This window comes from Haloarchaeobius sp. FL176 (assembly GCF_024609245.1).
Taxonomy (GTDB): Archaea; Halobacteriota; Halobacteria; order Halobacteriales; family Natrialbaceae; genus Haloarchaeobius.
Window position 1 is genome coordinate 142,589 of the sequence record NZ_JANJYH010000002.1, and the last position, 21,909, is coordinate 164,497.

A 21,909-nucleotide genomic window follows, 5' to 3' on the forward strand; every position below is an offset into this window, starting at 1 on the left:
CGGGACCGCGAACCGCAACTTCCTTTCTCCCGCGCCGACTCGCTCGACCATGGAACCAATCCGTATCGTCTGGGGTCACGCCACCGGCCCGACAGAGATGGCCGCCTACGATGCGGCGCTGGCCGACGCCGGCGTCGAGAACTACAACCTCGTCGGCGTCTCCTCGGTCATCCCGGCCGATGCGACCGTCGAACTCGCCGGCACTGCCCCCGACCTCGGTCCCATCGGGAACCGCCTCACTGTCGTCGAAGCCTGCGCCACTGCGACGGAGCCCGGCCACGTTTCCGCCGGCCTGGCGTGGGCCACCTCGCCCGACGGCGGGCTGTTCTACGAGGCTGCCGGCCCGATGGACGAGGCCGACATCTCCGAGCGAGTGCGGCGCGGACTGGCGGCTGGAGAGTCGCTCCGCGACTGGGCGCTCGACGACCCGCACGTTCGTGTCGAGAGCGCGTCGGTCGAGCCCGGGACCTACACGACTGCCGTGGTACTGGCGGTGTACGGGGAGTCCGAGCCGATTCTGTAACCAGTAACCCGGTCCGGAATCGGCCGCAGGACCGAGCTACGACGAGTCGTCGCTGTTCAATCGCTTGTATCTGAGCCAGCCACCGGCGAGGACGGATGCGGCCGCGACACCGGCACCGAAGCCCGGAATCGAGTCACTGCCCGAATCTTCGAGGTCCGACCGTTCCTGCACACTGGGATCGTTCGGTGCGTAGTCATCCGAATCGATGACGCCGTCGCCGTCGCTGTCCTGTATGGCCTGTTCCGTGGTAGTTTCCGGTGGCTCCGTGGTGGTCGTCCGTGGTGCCTCAGTGGTGGTCGTCCGTGGTGCCTCAGTGGTGGTCGTCCGTGGGGCTTCCGTGGTGGTCGTTCGGGGAGCTTCCGTGGTCGTCCGGGTCGGTGTGGCGGTCGCAGTCTCGGTCCGGGTCGTGGTCTCGACCGTGTTGTCGATGTCGGTCCCGTAGAGGGTGTTGTCCCCTTCGAACCAGAGCCGGTCGTTGGTGTACGCGAGGTCGTAGTACGACGTCGGCCCGGGGTAGTCGTACGTGGCCGCTCTGCTGTCCGTTCTGGGGTCGAACTGGATGACGTGTCCGAGGTCACTCGTCCCGACCCAGAGATACGTTCCGTCGTATGCCAGGCCAAACACGCTTCCGGAGAACTCGTAGGACTGTCGTATCGAGAGCGAGGGGTCCAGCTGCCAGACCGTCCCCTCCGCCGACCCCGCCCAGAGGTAGCCGGTCGATTCGTCGTATGCCAGGGAGTACGTCGTTGCAGGCACGTCGTGCCAGACGGGGTCTCCGTCGAAGGGATAGTAGACGATTGACTGGAGTTCGCTGAAGTAGACGCCGTCGCTCGAGATCGCCGCCCCCTGGACCGCACCGATGTCGAACGGCCCTTCCGCCGAGCCGTCGGTTCCGACGTAGTAGCCCTGGTCGCTCGTGTGACTGGTGAGGAAGACGCTGTCCGCGTTGACGCCCAACCCCCTCGCACCGTCCTCGGGCAGTGTTATCTCCGAGACCACGGTCGGCCGCCCGCTCGCCTCAGCCGAGACGGATAGCCCCCCCATAGCCACAGCCCCCGTTACAACCCCCTTCAGCAGCGACCGTCGCTCCATATGTTGGGATATTGTCAATACAACTTATGTAGTTTGGTAGGGGCAAACAATGACTCCCGTCGTACCGTCGTGATGGGAACGCCTTTGACCCGAACGGTCGACGCTCGACACATGAACGTGGACCTGGGCAACGCGCTGGCGGCGGAGGCGTCGCCGGGCATCTCCCGCGAGAACCTGGAGCGCCTCGACGAGCAGGTAGCGGTGGCACACGAGCGAATCGAGCAGGGCATCGCGGACCGGGAGCACGGCTACGCAGCGCTGGCGCTCCCCGAGACCGTCGACACGGACGCCATCGAGGCGGCGGTCGAGCCGTTCGCGGACAGCGAGGCGGTACTGACGGTCGGTATCGGCGGAAGCGCGCTGGGTGCGGCGACCATCGCGGACGCGCTCGACTCGGACGTCGAGGCGTACTTCCTCGACAACGTCGACCCGGAGCAGGTGACGACGCTCCTCGCGGACCTGCCGCTCGGCTCGACGACGGTGAACGTGGTGTCGCGGTCGGGGACGACGGCGGAGACGCTGGCGAACTTCCTCGTGGTCCGGGACGCGATGGAGTCAGCGGGCGTGGACTGGACCGAGCGGACGTTCGTCACGACCGGCGAGTCGGGGCCGCTCCGGGAGCTCGCGGACAGACACGACCTGCCATCGCTGCCGGTGCCGGACGGCGTGCCGGGGCGCTTCTCGGCGCTCTCAACGGTCGGGCTGGCGTCTGCGGCCATCCAGGGCCACGACCTCGACGCGCTCGTCGCGGGGGCGGCCGACCAGCGCGAGCGCCTCTCGAACTCCCTGTTCGACTCGCCGGCCTACGCGTACGGTGCTATCTGCTACGCGCTGGACGTGCGGGGGGCGAGCGTGAACGCGATGCTGCCCTACGCGGAGTCGCTGGAGACGTTCGCCGAGTGGTTCGCCCAGCTCTGGGCCGAAAGCCTGGGCAAGGACGGGCTCGGCCAGACGCCGGCGCGGGCGCTCGGCGCGACCGACCAGCACTCCCAGCTCCAGCTCTACCGGGCCGGCCCCCGGGACAAGATGGTGACGTTCGTCCGACCGCGCGAGCGCGCGGACCGCGCCATCCCGGAGACGGAGTTCGAGGCGCTGTCGTACCTCGGCGGGACGGGGCTGGGCGACCTCCTCGAAGCGGAGTTCGAGGCGACGGAGGCGAGCCTCGCGGCGGCAGGCCGGCCGAACGTCCGGGTCGAGATCGACCGCGTCGACGAGCACGGGCTCGGCGAGCTGCTGTACGCGATGGAGGCCGCCTGCGTGCTCGCCGGCGAGCTGTACGGCGTCGACACGTTCGTCCAGCCAGCCGTGGAGTGGGGGAAGAACGCGGCGCGTGGCCTGCTCGGCGGCGGCGACCTCCCGGAGGCGGAGGCGGTCGACGCAAAGCGCACGCTCCGCATCGAGTAGCAGAGGGTCTATATCGCTCGCGCCGATAGCCAGGGACATGGACGAGAGCTACGTCGACGGTCGCGGTGGCTCGCCACCACGGGACGATGCCTCCCTCGCCGACATCTTCAAGACGTTCGTCCGGTTCCTCCTGCTCGGCTTCGGCAGCCTCGCCCTGCTGTTCGTCATCCAGCTCGTCCTGTACGTCGTCGCCATCAGCGTGCTGGGGCCGGTTCCGGAGGGTGGTCTCGAGGTCCAGCTCATCTCCTTTTTGAGCCTCGGACTGGGGACACTCGTCGTCGCCGGGGCGTACCTGCAGAACTCGGGCCGCGACTGGTCGTTCGTCGACATTGAACTGCCGTCACTGCGTGACGTCGCGTGGACGCTCGGTGGGTTCGTCATCCTCATCCTGGGCTTTCTCGCCGTCGTCTCGCTGTTCGACCTGCTCGGACTCTCACCCGCCGAACACAGCAGCACGGACTCCATCATCAACGCCACGCCGCAGGTGATACTGCTGGTCCTCGTCGCCCAGCTGCTCGTCGTCGGGCCGGGCGAGGAGCTGCTGTACCGGAACGTCATCCAGAAGTCGCTGTACGACTCCGTCGGGAAGCCGAGGGCGGTCGTGCTCGCCAGCGTCATCTTCTCGCTGGTCCACATCCCGGCGTACTCCGCCGACGGGGCGAGCCTCACCGGGGTCGCGACCACGCTCGCCGCCATCTTCGTCCTCTCGCTCGTGCTCGGCGGGGTGTACGCCCGGACCGAGAACATGATCGTGCCGGCGGTCATCCACGGGAGCTACAACGTGCTCTCGTTCTACTCCACGTACGCCACCGGCGGTGGGGGCGGAACCGAGGCGCTGGCCTGGCTGTTCTGACGCGTCGTACGAGCGTCTGACGAAGGTTTTTCGACCTACGCGTGGTAGCACTGGAGGATGCCAAAGCGCTACGCGGTCGTCTGCGAGGACGACGTGAGCGAGCGCATCGAGCGACTCGCCCGCGAGTACGACCTCACCGAGCAGGCCGTCCTCAGGCAGTTGATAGAGCGGGGCCTCGAACAGACCGACGACTAGGAGTTCGAGGGGTTCTTGCGGGAGAGCGGGCTCCCGCAGATGGGGCAGCGGTCCTTCTGTTCGTCGAACTCGCGACCACAGCCCTGGCACTGGAACAGCCAGTCACGGCGCTCGTCGATGCCGTCGCGGGCGATGACCTCGACGCCGATGTTGAGCTTCTCGGCGACGTTCTGCATCGCGTAGTCGTCGGTGACGAGCGTGCCGTCGAGCTCGAACGTGGCGGCGACGAGGCGAACGTCGGTGTCCGAGAGGACGGAGAGGTCGCCCGTCTCGCCGGCGGCGCGGCGCACCCGCTCGGTCGTCTCCGAGTCGGGGATGTGGATGTGCATGCCCGCACCCTCCATGGCGTCGTAGCGGTAGACGCTCTCGCCTTCCAGTTCGTCCCGCACCATCGGGATGGTGGCGGTGTCGTTGGACGTGTGGTACTCGTTGATGAATGCGGAGGAATCGAGAACGTACATCTAGCGTTCGACGACGATGTAATCCTTCACGGCCTGGACGTGTCCGACGGGGATGCGGAACCGACCGCCCTCGTCTCGTTCGTAGGAGACGCTGCGCGTCGGTGTGTCCTCGTGTGGGTCGACGAGGAGATGGTGGAGTTCGCCGCTCTTCAAGTCCATCGTGATGTTGTACACGATGCCGAGTTCGGTGCCGTCTGAACCCATCACGTTCTTGTCCGACAGGTTCTCCGCGAGTACGTCTGGCATACTATGGCCATTTCCGACGACCAGTAATAAACGCCACGGGGACGGTCCGACGGACGGCTGACGCTCCGTAATCGTGACCGTCTGTCACAGGAAGCGACGGAACTGCCAGTACAGACCGGAGAGTGCGTTGCGGAGGCCGGCGACCGGCTGGAAGCCGGCTTCCGGGTCGGCCGCGGCCTCGAACTCGGCGTCGAGTCGGTCCGCGGAGACGTGGCGCAGGTCGCCGGTGCTCGCCCGTCGGCCCGCATCGTCGGTGACCCGGAGCAACGCCACCTCGTCGGTGACGCCGACGACCCGGTAGACGGGGGCGTCCTCGCCGGCCGGTCGGTAGTGGTCGCCGATACTGGGCATACCCGATTCTGCTCGCCCGACGTACATGAAACATCCGTGTGAACCGTTCCACCGGCCGTGGCGTAACGGTGGAGTTATACGCCGTCCTGCGAAGGTTTAGACGACACTTCTTCAGGGTGGCACTCATGTCGGACTCGGATACAACCCCCACGGACACATCGGCGGACGCACTTCGAACCCCCATCGTCGCGGTCCTCGGCCACGTCGACCACGGCAAGACCAGCCTGCTCGACAAGATCCGCGGCTCGGCGGTCATCGAGGGCGAGGCGGGGGCCATCACCCAGCACATCGGCGCAACCGCCGTCCCGCTCGACGTGGTCTCCGACATGGCGGGCGAACTGGTCGACCCCGACGACTTCGACCTGCCCGGTCTGCTGTTCATCGACACCCCCGGCCACCACTCCTTCACCACCCTGCGCTCCCGCGGCGGAGCCCTCGCCGACATCGCCGTCCTCGTCGTCGACGTCAACGACGGCTTCCAGCCGCAGACGCTCGAGGCGATCAACATCCTGCAGAACACCCAGACGCCCTTTATCGTCGCCGCCAACAAGGTCGACACGGTGCCGGGCTGGAACCCCAACGAGGACAGCCCCATCAAGCCGTCCTACGACGCGCAGTCCGACCGCGTCCGCGGCGACCTCGACGACCGCCTCTACAACATCATCGGCGAGCTCTCGGACCAGGGCTTCTCCGCCGACATGTACTGGCGCGTCCAGAACTTCCAGAACAACATCGGCGTCGTCCCCGTCTCCGCGATGACCGGCGAGGGCGTCCCGGACCTCCTCGCAGTCATGATGGGGCTCTCCCAGCGATACATGAAGGAGGAGATGGCCATCGACGTCGACGGCCCCGGGGTCGGGACCGTCCTCGAGGTGAAAGAGGAGCGCGGCTTCGGCACCACCGTCGACATCGTGCTCTACGACGGCACCATCCGCGAGGACGACACCATCGTCGTCGGCGGGGAGAACAACCCCATCGTCACCGACGTCCGCGCGCTGCTCCAGCCCCGCCCGCTCGCCGAGATCCGCACCGAGAGCCGCTTCGAACAGGTCGAAAGTGTCGGTGCCGCCGCGGGTATCAAGGTCGCCGCGCCGGACCTCGACGAGGCGATGGCGGGCGCACCCATCCGCGTCGTCGGCGACCGCGACCTCGACGCGGTCATCGACGAGGTGCAGGCCGAACTCGCCGAGGTCGCCGTCGACACCGTGGAGGACGGCGTCGTCGTCAAGGCGGACACGCTCGGCTCGCTGGAGGCCATGGCCGACGCCCTCTCGGAGGCCGAGATACCCATCGTCCGCGCCGAGGTCGGCGACGTCGCACCGCGGGACATTGCCGTCGCATCCACCGCGGAGGACGAGCTCCACCGCGCCATCCTCGGCTTCAACGTCGACGTGCTCGGCGACGCCGAGGACCGCGCCGACGTCGAGGACGTGAAGATATACACGGACGACGTCATCTACCAGCTCGTCGAGGAGTACGACACGTTCGTCGAGGACCAGCGCCAGTCCCAGCAGGACACCGTCCTGGAGAACATCGCCCGTCCCGCTCGCTTCCAGATCCTCGACGACCACACGTTCCGCCAGAACGACCCCGCCGTCGTCGGCGTCGAGATCCTCTCGGGGACCGTCAAGAAGAACCAGTACGTCGTGAAGTTCGACGGCAACGATGCCAATCGCGTCGGCGAGCTCAAGGGCATCCAGGAACAGGGTGAGGAGGTCGACGAGGCCCGTGCCGGCAACCGCGTCTCGGTCGCCATCGACGGCCCGACGGTCGGCCGGCAGATCGAGGAGGGCGACGAGCTCTGGATCGAGCTCCCCGAGAAGCACGCGAAGATTCTCGAACAGGAGCTCAAGGAGGAGATTCCGATGGACGAGCGCGAGGCGCTGTCGATGTACCTGGAGAAGCAGCGCAAGCGGGACCCCTTCTGGGGGAAGTGAGCTGGGCTCACACCACCGCTACCCTTTTTTGCTGACCGGCTGACACCCGAGCATGGCGATTTCCCTCCTCGAACTCGACGTCGACGGCGAGACCTACGAGGCGCGACTGAACACACCGGAAGCCGGCGAGACGGACACCTGCGTCGTCGTGCTCCCCGGCGGCGGCCACGGTCCATTCGGCGACATCTTCGACGTCACGGCGTACGAACTCGCACAGGCGAACGTCGCGACGTACCGCTTCGAGACGTGGACGTCGCCCGACGAGCTGCGGGCGAAATCGTTCGCCGACTTCCACGCCGAACTCGACGCGGCCATCGCCGACGTGCGGGAGCGCGGCTACGACCGGCTGTTCCTGCTCGCGAAGAGCTTCGGCGGGCGCATCGGGTTCACGCACGACCTGGACGCGTTCGAGCGCGTGCTCGGCTGGGCGCCGGCGGTCCGCCTGTCGGAGGAGTCGACCTTCGAGGCCACCTACGACACGCCGCTCGGCGAGACGGAGGACCTGCACATCGACGCCGATGATGTCGCTGGCGTCGACGCACCGGTGCGTCTCGTCCGCGGCGACGAGGACGAGGTGGTCTCGGCCGACGACGCCGACGCGTTGGTCGACGCGCTCGCGGACGCCGAACTGCGCGGGATTCCCGGCGAGGACCACTCGTTCAACGAGAACCGGACGACGGTCGTCGCGGAGACGCTCGACTACCTGGTGCCGGACGGCGGCTGATCGCGGTCAGGGCTCGGCGACGTGGCCCGCGCCGTCGCCGTCGCCGTCGAGCAGCCGGCACAGCCCCCCGGGGTACAGCGGCTCCGGGCCATCCTGCACCGTTCCGAGGTCGAACCAGCCGGCGTCGTACTCGATGGCCCCGCCGGCGTCGACGCCCGAGAACGCCTCGCGCTCGTACAGCGACTCGTCCGCGAACTCGGCGGCCCGGAGCACGACGAGCTCGTGGTCGGGCTCGCCCTCCCAGCTGAACCGGTTCTCGATGGTGCCGAGCGTCTGACCCGCCGTGATTTCGACGTCCAGCTCCTCCCGGAACTCGCGTTCCAGTGCCTCGCCGCTCTCCTCGCCGAACTCGATACTGCCGCCGATGGGGCGGTAGAACGCGCCCTCACCCGGGTCGGTGAGCCGCTGGAGGAGGTGCTCGCCGTCGCGTTCGAGTATTCCGAGGACCTTCGTCTGGATGGGTGGCATAGACCGGCGTAGAGTCGACCGTCCGGCCTAAAACTGTTGCTTCGCCCCCGCTACCGCGCGGTCTGCGACACCGAGTCGGAGATGGCGTGTTTCACCTGGAGCGCAGCCGAGGCCGCCAGTCCGCGGGCGACCTCCGCCTGGTCCTCGGGGTCGATGAGGTCCTCGTCGCCGAACTCGTCGACGTCCGGCGTGAAGCCCGCGCTGATGGGGTTGCCGACCGGCGGCTGGACGGCGACGGTCGCCTGCGGGCCGCCGACACCGTTGGAGATGTCGCCGTCGACGACGTACTCGTCGGGGAGGAACTCCCGGGTCAGAGCGGCGATGCGGGAGACGTCCGCGCGGAGCCGCCGCTTCTGTTCCGCCGTGAGCTCTGGCACGTCGGCGGACGCACGCTTCCCTGCCTGCGTGCTGCCCGGAAGACCGGCGTACGGAGTGTTTCCATTCATAAAAGCTCGCTACTCCGCCTATGTTCGGATGGGCTAAAAGTCGTTCGGCTACGGAAGTCGGGGAGGGACTGAGCAGGCGAGTTCGCCCCCCGAGGCGGCTACGCGTGCTGCCCGTGCTGGGCTTCCGGAGCTGGTGCTCGGGGCTGTGGCCTGCCGAACGGTCGTCGTGCCGACGAAAAGGCTCTTGGTCGGACACCCGATACGTCTACCCATGGCAGACGGCTCGGAGGAGAAGACCGTCGACAAGTCGACGGACGAGCTCCTCGCAGAGACGGACAACCTCCTCTCGGATCTCGACGGCGGGGGCGAGAGCGCCCGCGAGTCGGACGCCGAGCAGTCCACCCGAAGCGAGCCTTCCCCGACCGAAGACGACGGGGGGTTCGACCTCGGCTTCGGGGACGATTCGGCGTCGACGCAGGCCGAGCAGTCCCAGCAGTCCGAGTCGACGGGCGAGGGCTGGCGGCGCTACTTCAACCCGAAGTCGTTCCTGCTGGCGACGGCGCTGTTGACCGCGGGCTTCGTCGCCGGTGGGTTCGTCCCCGTCCTCGGCGCGCTCGCGAGCTGGGCGGGGCTCGTCGGCGCGGCGTTCGTGTACGGGCTCGGCACGTCGCAGGGCCGGTACCCGGAGACGGCGCTCGCGGGCGCTGGCGTCGGACTGGTGACGACCGTACTGAGCAGCCTGCGGTTCATCGCGCTCGCGAACGGACAGTTGCTGCTCGCGGTCGGTGGGGGCCTCGGGCTGGTCGGCGCGCTCGCCGGGTACTACTTCGGGTCCGACCTGCGGAAGGGACTCACCAGCGACCCCGACGAGTTCGAGGACGACCTGAGCTGGTAGTCAGTCGGCGAGTTGCCAGCCGTCCGTGCCGTAGCGGACGAGGTCGTTGTCCTGCAGGTCCGCGAGGACGTCCTCGACCATTCCCGGGGGTGCGTCGACGCTGTTTGCGATCTCGACGGCGGATCTGGGCTCGGAGCGCACCGCGAGCAGCACGTCGGCGTAGAGCCGGCTGTCGCTACCGGCACCGACGGTGTCCGTGATGCGGTCGAGCACGTCGGTCATGCGGCCCTGTACCCACCGCTGTGCCATCGAGAGCTCGTTCTCGAGCTCCTCCAGCCGGGAGAGGTCGGCGACGAGGTCGTTCGTGTCCTCGCCCTCCTCGGAGTACTGTACGTCGAGTTTGAGGTGCCGACAGGTCGTCATGTCCAGGCTCTTCGAGGCGGGGTAGGCGCTCTTGGTGGCGAAGGCGTAGGGGGAGACGTTGACTTCCAGTCGGAGGTTCCGGGCGATGTGGAAGTACTTCCGGCGCTGGTCGTCGGTGTGGCTTTCGATGAGGCCGGCGTCCTCGAGCTTCCGGAGGTGTTCGATGACCGCCTTCGGGCTGACCCCCAGGTACTCGCTGATTTCGGTGACGTAGCACGGTTTCCGAGCGAGCAGGCGCAGAATGCGCCGTCTGTTCTCGTTTCCGAGCAGGTCGAGCAACGCCGCTGAGTCCATCTAGCTGTGCCTTGGCGATTAGCGCGTAAAAGCGTCACCCCTCCGGTCCGGCCGCCGTCGATCAGGTCGTGGCCTGCCGAACTGGCTCGAGGAGGACGGTGTCGCCCCCGTAGATGCCGTCGTCCGGTGGGCCGTTGCCGCCGTTGCCGCCGTTACCATCGCCGGGGCCGTTGCCGCCGTTGCCGTCGTTACCACCGTCGGAGCCGTTGCCGCCCGGACCGGCAGTGGGGCCGTCGTCGGAGCCATTCCCACCGCCGGGGGCGTCGTCAGGACCGCCAGGCCCGTTTCCCGGGTCGTCGTCGGAGCTATTGTCGCCGCCAGGGGCGTCGTCAGGACCGTCAGGCGCGTTTCCCGGGCCATCGGACGTGTTCCCGCGGTTCCCCTCGCCCTGGCCGGGGTCGTCACCTGGGCCGCCCTCGCCGGCCCCGGTTTCGTTCCCGCAGTTCGGCCGTTCCGTCTCGCAGTCGTCCCGGTCGAGTCCGGGCACGTCCTCGGGCGGGCCGCCCCCGCCGAGTTCGCGGGCCATCTCCGCGACCTCGGGGCCGGTGAGTTCGCTCGCGTTCTGCCGGAGGCGGTCGAGTTCGGTGGTGTTCACGCCGACCTCGCGGGCGGCCTCCTCGGTCTGGTTCAGTGCGGAGCCGAGCGCGGCGAGGCGGGTGGTCAGCGACGCCAGCTGTGCGCGGTAGGCGACGCGGCTCATCTCGTCACGGCGCTCCTGCAGCCGTTTGCGCTGCTCCTGAAGTGCGTCGAGTCGCGCTTCGAGGGCGTTCGTGCGACCCTCGACGAGCCGGACTTGCGTCGCGTTGTCGCCGGACCCGTTCCAGGCGGCGGTCCACATACCGCCCTCGATTTCGGCGTCGGCGTCGGCGGCAGCGGACTGCGTGAACGTGGAGAAGGCTCCACCCATCGACCGGTTCGAGGAACTGTTGTTCCCCGCCTGCGGTGGCGTATCTGCGGTCGCTGCGTCGCCCGCCGTCGCGGGGGCCGGGCGGTCCGCGACCGCCACGGGGAGGGCTGCGACGGTAAGCATGACGCAGGCCAGTACAGCGAGTGTACGCTTCATCACCGGGGCCTAGGACTGACTACGGTAAAAACCTCTACCACTGTTCGGACGGTTCACCCGCAGGAGCGGGACCGTTCAGAACCGTTTTTCCGGCTGTAGTCGGTCGATTTGTGGTCCGGCATAAATACTGCCCAGTAGGCTTTTGCGTGTCAATGTCTTCCATACACGTGCACAGCATGTTCGAAGAGTTCTCGACCAGCTACTATCTCGGGCGGTTGTACGTCACGCCGTCCGATGGCGACGAGCCCGTGATGCAACGCGAGCAGCACGAGCGCGTCGCCGAACAACTCTACCACGACGGGAGCGGCGTCACCCGGACCGACAGCCCGCTGGTGATGAAACTGGACACGGCTCACCTTGCCGTGCGCGGCGAGGACTGGGTCCCCGCGGACACACTCGCGGTACCGGCGTCGCTCCTCGAGCGGACCGACATCACCAACCCACCGGAGCTGACCGAGGTGTTCCTCGCGAAGGCGGACCGGGCCTCGCAGCTGCTCCAGTTCACGGGGTACGCCGAGGCCGAGCCGACCGAGGAGTTCGACGTGGGACCGAACACGGGCACCTGAGCGCCCACTGCCGCTTTTGTTCGACGGACGGCCCGACTGCGCAACCTAGAAGTGCGCGGCTCTCCCGGATGCGTACGATGCTCGACGAGCTGCTCGGCCGCGCGGCGCTGAAGGACCGCATCGAGGAGTTGGAGGAGGAGACCGAGCGCCTGGCGGCCCAGCTCGAGGCGGAGTCCGAACGCCGCGCGGACGCCGTCAGCGAAAGACAGGACGCGGAGGAGCGCGTCAACCGGCTGGAGGACCGCATCGCCCAGCTGGAGGGCGAGCTCGACCGGCGCGAGGACGACGGGGACGACCTGGCCTTCCGCGACCGGGCCGACCTCCGTGACGAGCGACTCGACGCGGTGCTCGGACGGCTGGAATCGGTAGAGACGGAGCCCGAGGGGTTCGTCTCGGCGGCCGTCGCTGACGGCGCGGACGCGTCCGACGCCGTCGCCGACCTGCTCGGCGACCGCGCCCGGCTGGTCGAACGTGCCACGCCATGCCTCGTCTACGCCGACGACGCCGGGCTCGTCTCCGCGGTGCTGGAACCGCCGGTCCAGCCCGAGCCGTTCTGCGAGTGGGGCGATTCGCCCCGGATCGACCGGTCGTGGTGCCAGCCGACGGGGGAGTTCGCCCTCGCCCTCGTCCGTGCGGACGTGTTCGCAATCGGCGAGTACGACGGCCGCGAGCGGCGCTCGGCGCGCTCGTTCGAGAGCGACGTAAAGAGCGACCACTCGAAGGGCGGCTTCTCGCAGGGTCGGTTCGAGCGCATCCGCGACGAGCAGATCCGCGACCACCTTGCGGAGTGTCGGGCGGCGATCTCCGAGCGGGATGCCGACCGCCTGTTCGTCGTCGGCGACCGGCGATTGGTCGGCGAGTTCTCCGACGAGGCGGCGGCGACGGCGGCCGTAGACGTGAGCGAGGGCGGTACGGCGGGGCTGGACGCCGCACTGCACGAGTTCTTCACGACCCGGCTGTCGACGTTCTAGCGGCTGGCCCGGGCGAGTCGGTCGGGGACTCGATAGCGGCCCGACAGTCCCGACCACCTTGCCGTCCCGAGAACGCTTTTCACGTCATCGGGCGAACCCGGAGTCATGCGAATCGCCATCCTCGCCCACGAGAAGTTCCCCGACCGCGCCAAGACCGCGCTCGGGCTGCTCCGCTACAGCGACGACGAGGTGGTCGCGGTGCTCGACCGCGACAACGCCGGCAGCCGAGTCGGCGACTTCGTCGGCGACGTACAGGACGCCCCAATCGTCGCGTCGATGGCCGACGCGCCGGACTGCGACGCGCTGGTCGTGGGGATCGCACCCATTGGCGGTGGCTTCGAGGAGTCCTGGCGCGACGACGTGCGGACGGCGCTCCGGAACGGCTGCGACCTCGTCGCCGGCCTGCACTACTTCCTCGCGGACGACGGCGAGTTCGCCGACCTCGCCGCGGCGAACGGCTGTGACATCTGGGACGTGCGCGAGCCGCCCGCGGACCTGACCGTCGCCGAGGGCGTGGCGGGGGAGGTCGACGCCGAGGTCGTCTGCACCGTCGGCACGGACTGCTCGGTGGGGAAGATGACGGCGACGATGGAGCTCTGCGAGGCTGCCCGGGAGGCCGGCCACGACGCCGCCGTGATTCCGACGGGCCAGACCGGCATCATGATCGAGAACTGGGGCGTGCCCGTCGACCGCGTCGTCAGCGACTTCACCGCGGGCGCGGTCGAGTCGATGATACTGGAGAAGGGCGACGAGCACGACTACCTGTTCGTCGAGGGCCAGGGCTCCATCGTCCATCCCGCGTACTCCGCGGTCACCTGCGGCATCCTCCACGGCGCACAGCCCGACTCGCTGGTGCTCTGCCACGAGGCCGGGCGCGAGGCGGTCCACGGCTACGAGTCCTTTCCGCTCCAGCCCGTCGAGACGTACGTCGACCTGTACGAGGGGCTGGCAGCACCGGTCCGCGAGACGGGCGTCGTCGCCGGCGCGCTGAACACCGTCGGGCTCGATGACGACGACGCAGTCCGGGATGCCGTCGACGAGTTCGCCGACGCGCTTGACGCGCCCGCGACCGACCTCGTCCGCTTCGGGGCCGACGACGTGCTGGAGGCGATACTGTGAAGCTCACCGTCGAGCGCGTCTCCCTCGAACTCGCGGAGACGTTCACCATCTCGCGGGGCTCCACCGACCGCACCGACAACGTCGTCGTCCGGCTCGCAGACGGCGACCACGAGGGTGTCGGCTCGGCCGCCCCCTCGGCGCACTACGGCGAGACCGCGGCCACCGTCGAGGCCGCCATCGAGCGCCTGCGTCCCCGAATCGAGGCCATCGACGACCCGTTCCAGGTCGAGCGGGTTGAGCGCGACCTCGCCCACGAACTGGGGCGCAACCCGGCCGCACGCTGTGGGGTCTCCATCGCGCTGCACGACCTCGTCGGCCACCACACTGACCTCCCGCTCTGGCGCTACTGGGGACTCGACCCCGATGCAGCCCCCGACACGTCCTACACCGTCGGCATCGGCGACCCGGAGACGATGGCCGACCGCGCCCGCCGCGCCGCCGACGCCGGCTACGGCACGCTGAAGGTGAAGGTCGGCACCGACGACGACCGCGCCAGGGTCGACGCCGTCGCCGAGGCCGCACCGGACGCCACGCTGCGGCTCGACGCCAACGAGGCCTGGACGCCGAAGGAGGCCGTCGCAAACGCCGAGTGGCTCGCGGACTACGACGTGGAGTTCCTCGAACAGCCCGTCCCCGCCGCCGACCCCGAGGGGCTCCGGTACGTGTACGAGCACTCGTCGCTCCCCGTCGCCGTCGACGAGTCCTGCGTCACCCTTCCCGACATTCCCGCCGTCGCCGACCGCGCCGACGTGGCCGTCCTGAAGCTGATGAAGTGCGGGGGGCTCGTCGAGGCACGGCGGATGGTCCACGCCGCCCGCGCCCACGGGCTTGAGGTGATGCTCGGCTGCATGATCGAGACCGACGCCGCCATCTCCGCCGGCGCACAGCTCGCGCCGCTCTGTGACTACGTCGACCTCGACGGCTCGCTCCTGCTCGCCGACGACTCGGACCCGTACGACGGACCCGTGCGGGCCGGCGGCTCCATCGAGCTGGACGACACGCCCGGCATCGGACTGCGGTAACGACGACCCCCTGAGTTTCCCCCGTGGCGCGCGCCGGCGAGCGTGCCGAGCGCCAGCGAGGCCGTTCGCCATGCACGTGCGAGGGACGAGAAGCGCAGGGAGTCAACGACCGAGCATCGCAGTCGGCTGGGGAGGCCTGAGGTGCGGTGCTGTGCGGTCGGGTGGGGCTTTCTGGCTGTTATCGGTCCGAGAGAGTCCCGCGACGATAGGTGCTTTCAGAGGGTCACGTCTCCGTCTTTCGCCCTAAACATGAATCCAGTGACGACAAGCGATGATGGAAGCTTTCAAGCGCGCGCTGGCCGAATCCCGCTCCATGTACGAGGGACTCAAAGGGTTCCGTGACGTCTACCCCGCGGAGATGGCGGCCTACCGGGCCGTCATGGACACGGTCGAGGAGACGGCGCGGAGCTACGGTTTCCGCGAGATTTCGACACCCGCACTGGAGCGGACGGAGATGTACGTCGACAAGTCGGGCGAGGAGATCGTCGAGGAGCTGTACGCCTTCGAGGATAAGGGCGGGCGGGACGTTTCGCTCACCCCCGAACTGACGCCGACGGTCGCACGGATGGTCGTCGCGAAGCAGCAGGAGCTCTCGAAGCCCATCAAGTGGTTCTCGACGCGGCCGTTCTGGCGCTACGAGCAGGTCCAGCAGGGGCGGTTCCGCGAGTTCTACCAGACGAACGTCGACATCTTCGGCTCCGCGGAGCCGGAGGCCGACGCCGAGGTGCTCTCGTTCGCGGCGGACATGCTGACGAACTTCGGGCTGACGGCCGACGAGTTCGAGTTCCGCGTCTCGCACCGCGACATCCTCGGGGGGCTGCTCCGGGAGTTCGACGCGGACGTCGACACCACGAACGCGATCCGCGCGGTGGACAAGCGGGCGAAGGTGCAGGAGAACGAGTACCTCGACCTGCTGTACGAGGCCGGGCTCACGTACGACCAGGCGCGCGAGTTCGACGACCTGCTGCTGGCGGGCGACGACGACCTGGACGCGCTCCTCGAGTGGTCGGAGAGCGAGCAGGTCCACGACGCCGTCACGAACCTGCAGGACGTGCTCGGCGCGGCCGAGGACTTCGGCGTGCGCGAGTTCTGTGACGTGTCGCTGACGACGGCCCGCGGGCTGGACTACTACACGGGCGTCGTGTTCGAGTGCTTCGACTCGACGGGCGAGGTCTCCCGCGCCGTCTTCGGCGGTGGGCGCTACGACGACCTCATCGAGTCCTTCGGCGGCCAGCCGACGCCGGCGGTCGGCGTCGCGCCGGGCGTGATGAACTCCACGCTGCCGCTCCTGCTCCAGCGCGCCGGCGTCTGGCCCGAGGAGGCCGTCTCCACGGACTACTACGTCCTCTCCGTCGGCGACACGCGGCCCATCGCGGCCCGGGTCGCCCGCGACCTGCGCGAGCGCGGCCACGTCGTCGAGACGGACGTGTCGTCCCGGAGCTTCGGCGCGCAGCTCGGCTACGCGGACTCGATAAACGCCGAGACGGTCGTCGTCGTCGGCGAGCAGGACCTCGCGAACGACGAAGTGACCGTGAAGGATATGGAATCCGGCGACGAGACGACCGCGCCGGTCGGCGCGTTCCCGGGCGAGCACGACCGGCCGACGTACGACACGTTCGCGGAGTAACGGCTCAGTCCGACCCGATCTCTCTCCTCGTCCGGTCGATGATGGCGGTCTGGACCATCGCGCCCGGCGTCTCGAACTCGGTCGTCCGCGAGAGGAACGTGCTGTTCGCCGCCGCCGGGTTCTCGCCGTCCGGCGTCTCTCCGGCGAACGCGGCCGTGATCTCGTCCTCGGTCCACGGGCTCGACTCGAGGAACGCCTCGAAGTCGTCGAACTCGCTGTGTGCGGCCATGAAATCGGGCGTGAAGAGGGTCGCGAGGTCGGCCTCGCCGTCGGCCACCGACTCCGCGAGCTCGGCGCTCTCGCCCAGCACGTCCGTGATTCGAGCTACCTCGTCGGCCGTGTACTCGCCCTCGTCGACGCCGAGCTGTGCGGCCAGGTCCGCGCCGACCACCTCGGCGACCTCCGCGCCCGTGAACGTCTCCATGCTCGCACGGTGTGTGCGGGGACTCCTAACCCTGTTGGCGGCGGTCCGCGCCGCGGCGACGAGGGGATTATACTCGACCGCGGCGAACCACCGGGCGTGCCACGGGGCGCCTTCCGGATCGCGTACGACGGCCGGCCGTTCCACGGCTTCCAGCGCCAGCCGTCGGTACCGACCGTCGAGGGCGCGCTGTTCGACGCGCTCCGCGATCTGGGGGTACTCGGCGACGAGGCCGACAAGCCCCCGGGCTACGCGGCGGCGGGCCGGACCGACGCGGGCGTGTTCGGCCTCGGCCAGACAGTCGCGTTCGACGCGCCGGAGTGGCTCACGCCACGGGCGTACAACGGCCAGCTCCCGGCGACGGTGCGGGCGTGGGCCCACGCGGATGCGCCGACCGACTTCCACGCCACCCACGACGCGGCGAGCCGGGCGTACGAGTACCACCTGTACGCCCCGGGTGCCGACCTCGAACTGGCCCGCGCGGCCGTCGACCGGCTCCGCGGAACTCACGATTTCCGGGACCTCTCGGCGGTCTCGTCGGGGAACACGACTCGCAGGCTGCGGACTGCGACGGTCGAGCGCGACGGGGAGTTCCTGGTTCTCGGGGTCCGGGGCGACGGCTTTCTCCACGAACTCGTCCGCCGGCTCGTCTCGCTGGTGCGGTCTGTCGCGACGGGGGTAGTGCCGGTCGAGCGCGTCGACAGCGTGCTCACGCCGGGGACGCTCCCGGACCACGAGATACCGCCGGCGGCGCCGCCCGGTGGGCTCGTCTTCGTCGACGCCGCGTACCCCGGGCTGGCGTTCGAGCCCGACCGCCGTGGGGCGGAGAGCGTCCGCGAGGTGTTCGGGGAGCGGGCGACCCGAGCGACGAGGCGTGGGCGGCTCTGTCGCCGGATCGCCGGTGGCGTCGGCGAGGATTAGGACTCCGGCCAGACCCCGGCGGCGCGCATCCCCGGCTCGTACTCCCGGTCGCGGAGCGCCTGGAGCAGGTCCGCCCGCGACACGCGGTCGGGCTCCGTCTCGATCAGTCGCTGGACCAGCAGACTCGCGAGCATCGCGTGACTCCGGAGGGTCCGCGGGTCGACCTTGTCCAGCGTGTCGGCGCGGGTGTGCGTGACGCCGCGGCCGCGCTCGCCGCTGTCGGAGTGGAGCTGGAGCGCCGGCACGCCCGCCGTGAGGAACGGCCAGTGGTCGCTCCAGGGGTGCGGGTCGGGACGAACCTGCACCGGATGGTCGGTGTCGTCGGCGAGCGACTCGGCGAGGCGTTCGAGGTCGTCGCTGCCGTGGCTGAACGCGACGAGGTCGCGGTGTCGGCCCGCACCGTCGACGTTGATGACCGCACGCACCGAGGCGGTATCGAGCTCGCGAGCCAGCCCGTGACTCCCGACGAGACCGACCTCCTCGCCGCCGACGGCGGCGACCCGGACCCGGCAGTCGAGGTCGAGTTCGGCGAGGGCGCGGGCGACCCCGACGACCACGGCGACGCCGCAGCCGTTGTCGAGTGCGCCCTCGCCGACGTCGTGGGCGTCGAGGTGGGCGAGCACGACGACTTCCTCCTCGGTGTCCGGGCCCAGCACACCGTGGACGACGGGGGTCTCGCTCTCGTCGCTCGTGGCGTCGACGGACACCCGGACCGCACCGTCCCGGTCGGCGTACCGCCGGAGCCACTCGCCAGTTTCGTAGGAGACGCCGATGCCGGGCACTGCGCCGCCCTCGTCGAACCGGAGCGACCCCGTCGGCGGGAGCTGCCCGGGGACGTGGTTGGCGAAGACGAACGCCTCCGCGCCGGCGTCGACGGCGTGCCCGTACTTCTCCATGCGGTGGACGATGCGGCGGTCCGGCGGGGTGTCCGTGCTGGCGACGACGACCGCGCCCGCCACGTCGGCCTCGTCGATCTCCTCGGGCGTGCCGTAGCCCACGTCGACGAGTGGCGCGCGCACCTCCCCGGCGGGCGAGTACGGCAGCGCGATGGCTTCGAAGGTCCGGGGGGTCGGTTCGACGACGCCGAACTCGGTCCTGCCGCGGGTCCACCGTGTCATCGGCACCGCGAACTCCGTGACGTTCGCCACGCCCGCGGTCTCGAACGCGCCGGCGACGAGGTCCGCCGCCCGGGCCTCGCCGTGATGGCCCGCGAGCCGGTCGTCGAGTTCGCAGAGGGAACTGAGCACGTCCCACGGTTCGTCGTCGCGCCAGAGTCGGCCGAGGACCGCGTCTACGTCTACCATGAAACGTTCTGTGTGCGGAAACGGGAAACGTGTTGTGTCGCCGCCGGGCTGGCTGGGCGGACGAGGTCGTCGGACCGCCAGACTGCGGCGGGGCGCCCGGTCCCGAGGGAAGGTGACAAAGCTTACGAACGCCCAGTTCCGAACCGAAACACATGAGTTCAGTCCCGGAGCGGTCCGAGGTCGACACCGAGTACAAGTGGGACCTCGAATCCATCTACGCGACGGACGAGGAGTGGGAGGCGGCGTTCGAGGATGTCGAGACACGGCTCGAAGACCTCGAACACTACGAGGGCGCGGTCACGGAGGACGGCGAGACGCTGCTCGCGACGCTCGAACTCCGTGACGAGGTCATGCGCGAGGTGTCGATGGTCGCGGCCTACGCCCGGATGCGCAAGGACGAGGACACGACGGACCAGACGTATCAGGGCTACAGTACGCGGGCGCAGTCGCTGTCGGCGGACGCCTCCAGCGCCGCGTCGTTCATCGAGCCGGAGATTCAGTCCGCGACGCGCGAGGAGATCGAGTCGATGGTCGAGTCGACCGACGGCCTCGCCGAGTACGACCACTACCTCGACGACGTGCTGCGGATGAAGCCACACACCCGCTCGGCGGAGGTCGAGGAGCTGCTGGCGGACCTCTCGGAGGTCACCGGCGGTACCGGCGACGTGTACACCATGCTCTCGAACGCGGACATGTCGTTCCCGACCGTCGAGAAACCCGACGGCGACACGGTCGAGATCACCCAGAGCAACTTCACGAACCTGCTGAAAGAGCCCGACCGCGCGTTCCGCCAGTCGGTGTACGAGGGCTACTTCGAGGAGTGGGGCGACGTGCGCAACACCGTCGCGACGGCCTACGAGAACTCCGTGAAGGCGGACGTGAAGCTGGCGCGGGCGCGGAACTACGACACCGCCCGCGAGGCCTCGCTCGACGGCCCGAACGTCCCGGTCGAGGTGTACGACAACCTGCTCGACACCGTCCACGACAACCTCGACAAGCTCCACCGCCACACGGAGCTGAAGGCGCAGGCGCTCGACGTCGACGAGCTGGCGATGTGGGACCTCTACATGCCGATGACGGAGACGGAGAGTCCCGACGTGGCGTACGAGCAGGCCACCGAGTACATCGTCGAGGCGCTCGGCGCGCTCGGCGAGGAGTACCAGGAGCGCGTCGCCGACGGCCTGGAGTCGCGCTGGGTCGACGTGTACGAGAATCAGGGCAAGCGGTCGGGGGCGTACTCCGGCGGGACCTACGACACCCAGCCCTTTATCCTGATGAACTACCAGGACGACATCTCCTCGATGTTCACGCTGGCGCACGAGCTGGGTCACTCGATGCACAGCCAGTACACGAAACAGGAGCAGCCCTACATCTACTCCAACTACGAGATCTTCGTGGCGGAGGTCGCCTCGACGGTCAACGAGACGCTGCTGACCCAGCACCTCCTCGACACCGTCGAGGACGAGGAGTTCCGGCGGCACGTCCTCAACGAGTATCTGGAGCGCGTTCGCTCGACGCTCTACCGGCAGACGATGTTCGCGGACTTCGAGCACCGAACGCACGAGATGGTCGAGGCAGGGCAGCCGCTCACGCCCGACGCGCTCGACGAGACCTACGGCGACCTGAAGCGGGAGTTCTACGGGCCCGCCGACGTGGACGAGCACATCACCCGGGAGTGGATGCGCATCCCGCACTTCTACTACTCGTTCTACGTCTACCAGTACGCGACGGGTATCTCCGCGGCCGTCGCCCTCGCGGGCAAGATCCTCGACGACGACCAGCCCGACGCGGCGGCGAACTACCGGGAGTTCCTCGCGAAGGGCTCGCGCGAGTACCCGCTCGACCTGCTGCAGGGTGCGGGCGTCGACATGAGCTCGCCGGAGCCGATCCAGGCGGCGCTCGACACGTACGGGGACTACCTCGACGAGATGGAAGCGCTGCTGTAGGCACTTCGGTTTCTCGTCGGAACAATCGGCAGAACGGGTCGGACGGGCGTCTTACTTTCGTGCCATGATGACGAGCATCGGCCCCACGATGAGCAGGGCGAGCCCGAGGAAGCGGTACTGTACCGGGGCGAGGCTCGACGGCGTCACCACGAAGACCGCACCGAAGGTGACGACGACCAGGCCGACTGTCTTCAGGGACTTGAGCGGGAGCGTCCCGAGTACGGAGAGGACGAACACGAAGAGGAGCGCTTGCCCCACGTTGTAGTTGAGCAGGAAGCTGTCGATGACCTGCAGTGCGAGCCCGTTCATTTCTAGTATCGTCTCCCGGCGGTGCAGTCTTAACGCTAACGAAAGGACGCTATTCTGGCCCGGTCAGGTCGATGGGGCGGATGAACAGGTACCAGAAAACGAGCGCGAAGCCACCGTACCCGAGGGCCCAGACCAGCGTTCCGAGGAAGGAGAAGCCGGCGCTCGTCAGCAGGTACTTGAGCACCCCGGGGATGATGACGGCGAAGGCGACGGTCAGGCCGGCGAGCAGCGTCCGGCTCTCGTCGAAGCTCCTTGTCTCTGCCATAGCCGCGGCTTCGGACTGGAGAAGCGTCAATGCCCCGGTTCGTGCCGACGGGGACGGCCCGAACCGCGGCTGACGGGGTGGACGCACGCGAACGGGTGAACCATGGAGCGTGCGAGTGCGTCCGTACGAAGTTACGGATTCGAGCGTCAAAAAGCTCTCTACTGGCCCCAGTACGTCCGATTC

The 21,909-nt window shown here is 68.7% G+C and carries 26 protein-coding genes; 14 read left to right on the forward strand and 12 right to left on the reverse strand.

Features of this window, described 5'->3' with window-relative positions; genetic code table 11:
* The first annotated feature begins 49 nt into the window (after positions 1-49).
* Positions 50-523, forward strand: a complete 474-nt coding sequence (locus NO978_RS03840; protein ID WP_257298203.1) for a pyruvoyl-dependent arginine decarboxylase — start codon at positions 50-52, stop codon at positions 521-523.
* 36 nt (positions 524-559) lie between these two features.
* Here NO978_RS03840 and NO978_RS03845 read toward each other — a convergent pair whose 3' ends face one another.
* Entirely contained in the window at positions 560-1,615 is a 1,056-nt protein-coding gene (locus tag NO978_RS03845) for a hypothetical protein (protein WP_257298204.1), read from the reverse strand.
* A gap of 111 nt (positions 1,616-1,726) precedes the next feature.
* Here NO978_RS03845 and NO978_RS03850 point away from each other — a divergent pair, with 111 nt between their 5' ends.
* Genes NO978_RS03850 through NO978_RS03860 form a run of 3 tightly spaced genes read left to right on the forward strand, consistent with a single transcriptional unit; the run spans position 1,727 to position 4,067 of the window.
* Positions 1,727-3,019, forward strand: a complete 1,293-nt coding sequence (locus NO978_RS03850; protein WP_257298205.1) for a glucose-6-phosphate isomerase — start codon at positions 1,727-1,729, stop codon at positions 3,017-3,019.
* Between the two features lie 37 nt (positions 3,020-3,056).
* On the forward strand, positions 3,057-3,872 hold the full coding sequence (locus NO978_RS03855; protein WP_257298206.1) for a CPBP family intramembrane glutamic endopeptidase: 816 nt from the start codon (positions 3,057-3,059) through the stop codon (positions 3,870-3,872).
* 57 nt (positions 3,873-3,929) lie between these two features.
* Positions 3,930-4,067 (forward strand): CopG family transcriptional regulator, encoded by a 138-nt coding sequence (locus NO978_RS03860; protein ID WP_089736014.1) that lies wholly within the window; start codon positions 3,930-3,932, stop codon positions 4,065-4,067.
* Here the strand turns inward: NO978_RS03860 and NO978_RS03865 are convergent.
* The 3 genes from NO978_RS03865 to NO978_RS03875 all read right to left on the reverse strand — a co-directional run bounded on the left by NO978_RS03865 (position 4,064) and on the right by NO978_RS03875 (position 5,125).
* Positions 4,064-4,528, reverse strand: coding sequence for an NOB1 family endonuclease (locus tag NO978_RS03865; RefSeq protein ID WP_257298208.1), 465 nt, complete (start codon positions 4,526-4,528; stop codon positions 4,064-4,066). The genes NO978_RS03860 and NO978_RS03865 overlap by 4 nt on opposite strands.
* Positions 4,529-4,774, reverse strand: coding sequence for a PRC-barrel domain-containing protein (locus NO978_RS03870; protein WP_089736018.1), 246 nt, complete (start codon positions 4,772-4,774; stop codon positions 4,529-4,531). It lies immediately after the preceding gene.
* Positions 4,775-4,858: 84 nt separating this feature from the next.
* Complete coding sequence (locus NO978_RS03875) at positions 4,859-5,125, reverse strand: hypothetical protein (protein ID WP_257298209.1); 267 nt, start codon at positions 5,123-5,125, stop codon at positions 4,859-4,861.
* A 125-nt stretch (positions 5,126-5,250) separates the two neighbouring features.
* Between NO978_RS03875 and infB the strand changes: the two genes are divergently transcribed.
* Together infB and NO978_RS03885 are read left to right on the forward strand one after the other, a co-directional pair.
* Positions 5,251-7,062, forward strand: coding sequence for a translation initiation factor IF-2 (gene infB, locus NO978_RS03880; protein WP_257298210.1), 1,812 nt, complete (start codon positions 5,251-5,253; stop codon positions 7,060-7,062).
* A 52-nt stretch (positions 7,063-7,114) separates the two neighbouring features.
* The gene (locus NO978_RS03885) at positions 7,115-7,786 is read left to right on the forward strand and encodes an alpha/beta hydrolase (RefSeq protein ID WP_257298211.1); all 672 of its coding nucleotides are present in this window, start codon (positions 7,115-7,117) and stop codon (positions 7,784-7,786) included.
* 6 nt (positions 7,787-7,792) lie between these two features.
* Here the strand turns inward: NO978_RS03885 and NO978_RS03890 are convergent, their stop codons facing one another.
* Both NO978_RS03890 and NO978_RS03895 read right to left on the reverse strand, forming a co-directional pair.
* Positions 7,793-8,254 carry an NUDIX hydrolase gene (locus tag NO978_RS03890; protein WP_257298212.1) on the reverse strand — a complete coding sequence of 154 codons (462 nt, stop codon included), beginning with the start codon at positions 8,252-8,254 and terminating at the stop codon, positions 7,793-7,795.
* A 50-nt stretch (positions 8,255-8,304) separates the two neighbouring features.
* The gene (locus NO978_RS03895; protein WP_089736029.1) at positions 8,305-8,700 is read right to left on the reverse strand and encodes a DUF5811 family protein; all 396 of its coding nucleotides are present in this window, start codon (positions 8,698-8,700) and stop codon (positions 8,305-8,307) included.
* Between the two features lie 211 nt (positions 8,701-8,911).
* On the opposite strand from NO978_RS03895, the gene NO978_RS03900 reads away from it, so the two are divergent.
* On the forward strand, positions 8,912-9,535 hold the full coding sequence (locus tag NO978_RS03900; RefSeq protein ID WP_257298213.1) for a hypothetical protein: 624 nt from the start codon (positions 8,912-8,914) through the stop codon (positions 9,533-9,535).
* Here NO978_RS03900 and NO978_RS03905 read toward each other — a convergent pair whose 3' ends face one another.
* On the reverse strand, positions 9,536-10,192 hold the full coding sequence (locus NO978_RS03905; protein WP_089736033.1) for a metalloregulator ArsR/SmtB family transcription factor: 657 nt from the start codon (positions 10,190-10,192) through the stop codon (positions 9,536-9,538).
* A 61-nt stretch (positions 10,193-10,253) separates the two neighbouring features.
* Positions 10,254-11,255: a hypothetical protein gene (locus NO978_RS03910; RefSeq protein ID WP_257298214.1), complete on the reverse strand. Its 1,002-nt coding sequence runs from the start codon at positions 11,253-11,255 to the stop codon at positions 10,254-10,256.
* Between the two features lie 176 nt (positions 11,256-11,431).
* Between NO978_RS03910 and NO978_RS03915 the strand changes: the two genes are divergently transcribed.
* The 5 genes from NO978_RS03915 (at position 11,432) to hisS (ending at position 16,560) form a co-directional block, all read left to right on the forward strand.
* Positions 11,432-11,821: a DUF5802 family protein gene (locus tag NO978_RS03915; RefSeq protein ID WP_257298215.1), complete on the forward strand. Its 390-nt coding sequence runs from the start codon at positions 11,432-11,434 to the stop codon at positions 11,819-11,821.
* A 77-nt stretch (positions 11,822-11,898) separates the two neighbouring features.
* Positions 11,899-12,792 (forward strand): Vms1/Ankzf1 family peptidyl-tRNA hydrolase, encoded by an 894-nt coding sequence (locus NO978_RS03920; protein ID WP_257298216.1) that lies wholly within the window; start codon positions 11,899-11,901, stop codon positions 12,790-12,792.
* Positions 12,793-12,897: 105 nt separating this feature from the next.
* Positions 12,898-13,911, forward strand: coding sequence for a DUF1611 domain-containing protein (locus tag NO978_RS03925; RefSeq protein WP_257298217.1), 1,014 nt, complete (start codon positions 12,898-12,900; stop codon positions 13,909-13,911).
* The gene (locus NO978_RS19900) at positions 13,908-14,933 is read left to right on the forward strand and encodes a dipeptide epimerase (RefSeq protein ID WP_257298218.1); all 1,026 of its coding nucleotides are present in this window, start codon (positions 13,908-13,910) and stop codon (positions 14,931-14,933) included. Before NO978_RS03925 ends, NO978_RS19900 begins: the two co-directional genes overlap by 4 nt.
* A 313-nt stretch (positions 14,934-15,246) precedes the next feature.
* The gene (gene hisS, locus NO978_RS03935; protein WP_257298219.1) at positions 15,247-16,560 is read left to right on the forward strand and encodes a histidine--tRNA ligase; all 1,314 of its coding nucleotides are present in this window, start codon (positions 15,247-15,249) and stop codon (positions 16,558-16,560) included.
* Between the two features lie 4 nt (positions 16,561-16,564).
* Here the strand turns inward: hisS and NO978_RS03940 are convergent, their stop codons facing one another.
* Positions 16,565-16,984 carry a hypothetical protein gene (locus tag NO978_RS03940; protein WP_257298221.1) on the reverse strand — a complete coding sequence of 140 codons (420 nt, stop codon included), beginning with the start codon at positions 16,982-16,984 and terminating at the stop codon, positions 16,565-16,567.
* Positions 16,985-17,080: 96 nt separating this feature from the next.
* Here NO978_RS03940 and truA point away from each other — a divergent pair, with 96 nt between their 5' ends.
* A complete protein-coding gene (gene truA, locus NO978_RS03945; protein ID WP_369684098.1) occupies positions 17,081-17,902 on the forward strand; it encodes a tRNA pseudouridine(38-40) synthase TruA in 822 nt (273 codons plus the stop codon).
* Here the strand turns inward: truA and NO978_RS03950 are convergent.
* Positions 17,899-19,206 carry a M28 family metallopeptidase gene (locus NO978_RS03950; RefSeq protein WP_257298222.1) on the reverse strand — a complete coding sequence of 436 codons (1,308 nt, stop codon included), beginning with the start codon at positions 19,204-19,206 and terminating at the stop codon, positions 17,899-17,901. The genes truA and NO978_RS03950 overlap by 4 nt on opposite strands.
* Before the next feature lie 152 nt (positions 19,207-19,358).
* Between NO978_RS03950 and pepF the strand changes: the two genes are divergently transcribed.
* Positions 19,359-21,152, forward strand: a complete 1,794-nt coding sequence (gene pepF, locus NO978_RS03955) for an oligoendopeptidase F (RefSeq protein ID WP_257298223.1) — start codon at positions 19,359-19,361, stop codon at positions 21,150-21,152.
* Positions 21,153-21,203: 51 nt separating this feature from the next.
* Here pepF and NO978_RS03960 read toward each other — a convergent pair whose 3' ends face one another.
* Both NO978_RS03960 and NO978_RS03965 read right to left on the reverse strand, forming a co-directional pair.
* Complete coding sequence (locus tag NO978_RS03960; RefSeq protein ID WP_257298224.1) at positions 21,204-21,461, reverse strand: hypothetical protein; 258 nt, start codon at positions 21,459-21,461, stop codon at positions 21,204-21,206.
* Positions 21,462-21,510: 49 nt separating this feature from the next.
* Positions 21,511-21,726: a hypothetical protein gene (locus tag NO978_RS03965; protein WP_257298225.1), complete on the reverse strand. Its 216-nt coding sequence runs from the start codon at positions 21,724-21,726 to the stop codon at positions 21,511-21,513.
* Positions 21,727-21,909: the final 183 nt, after the last annotated feature.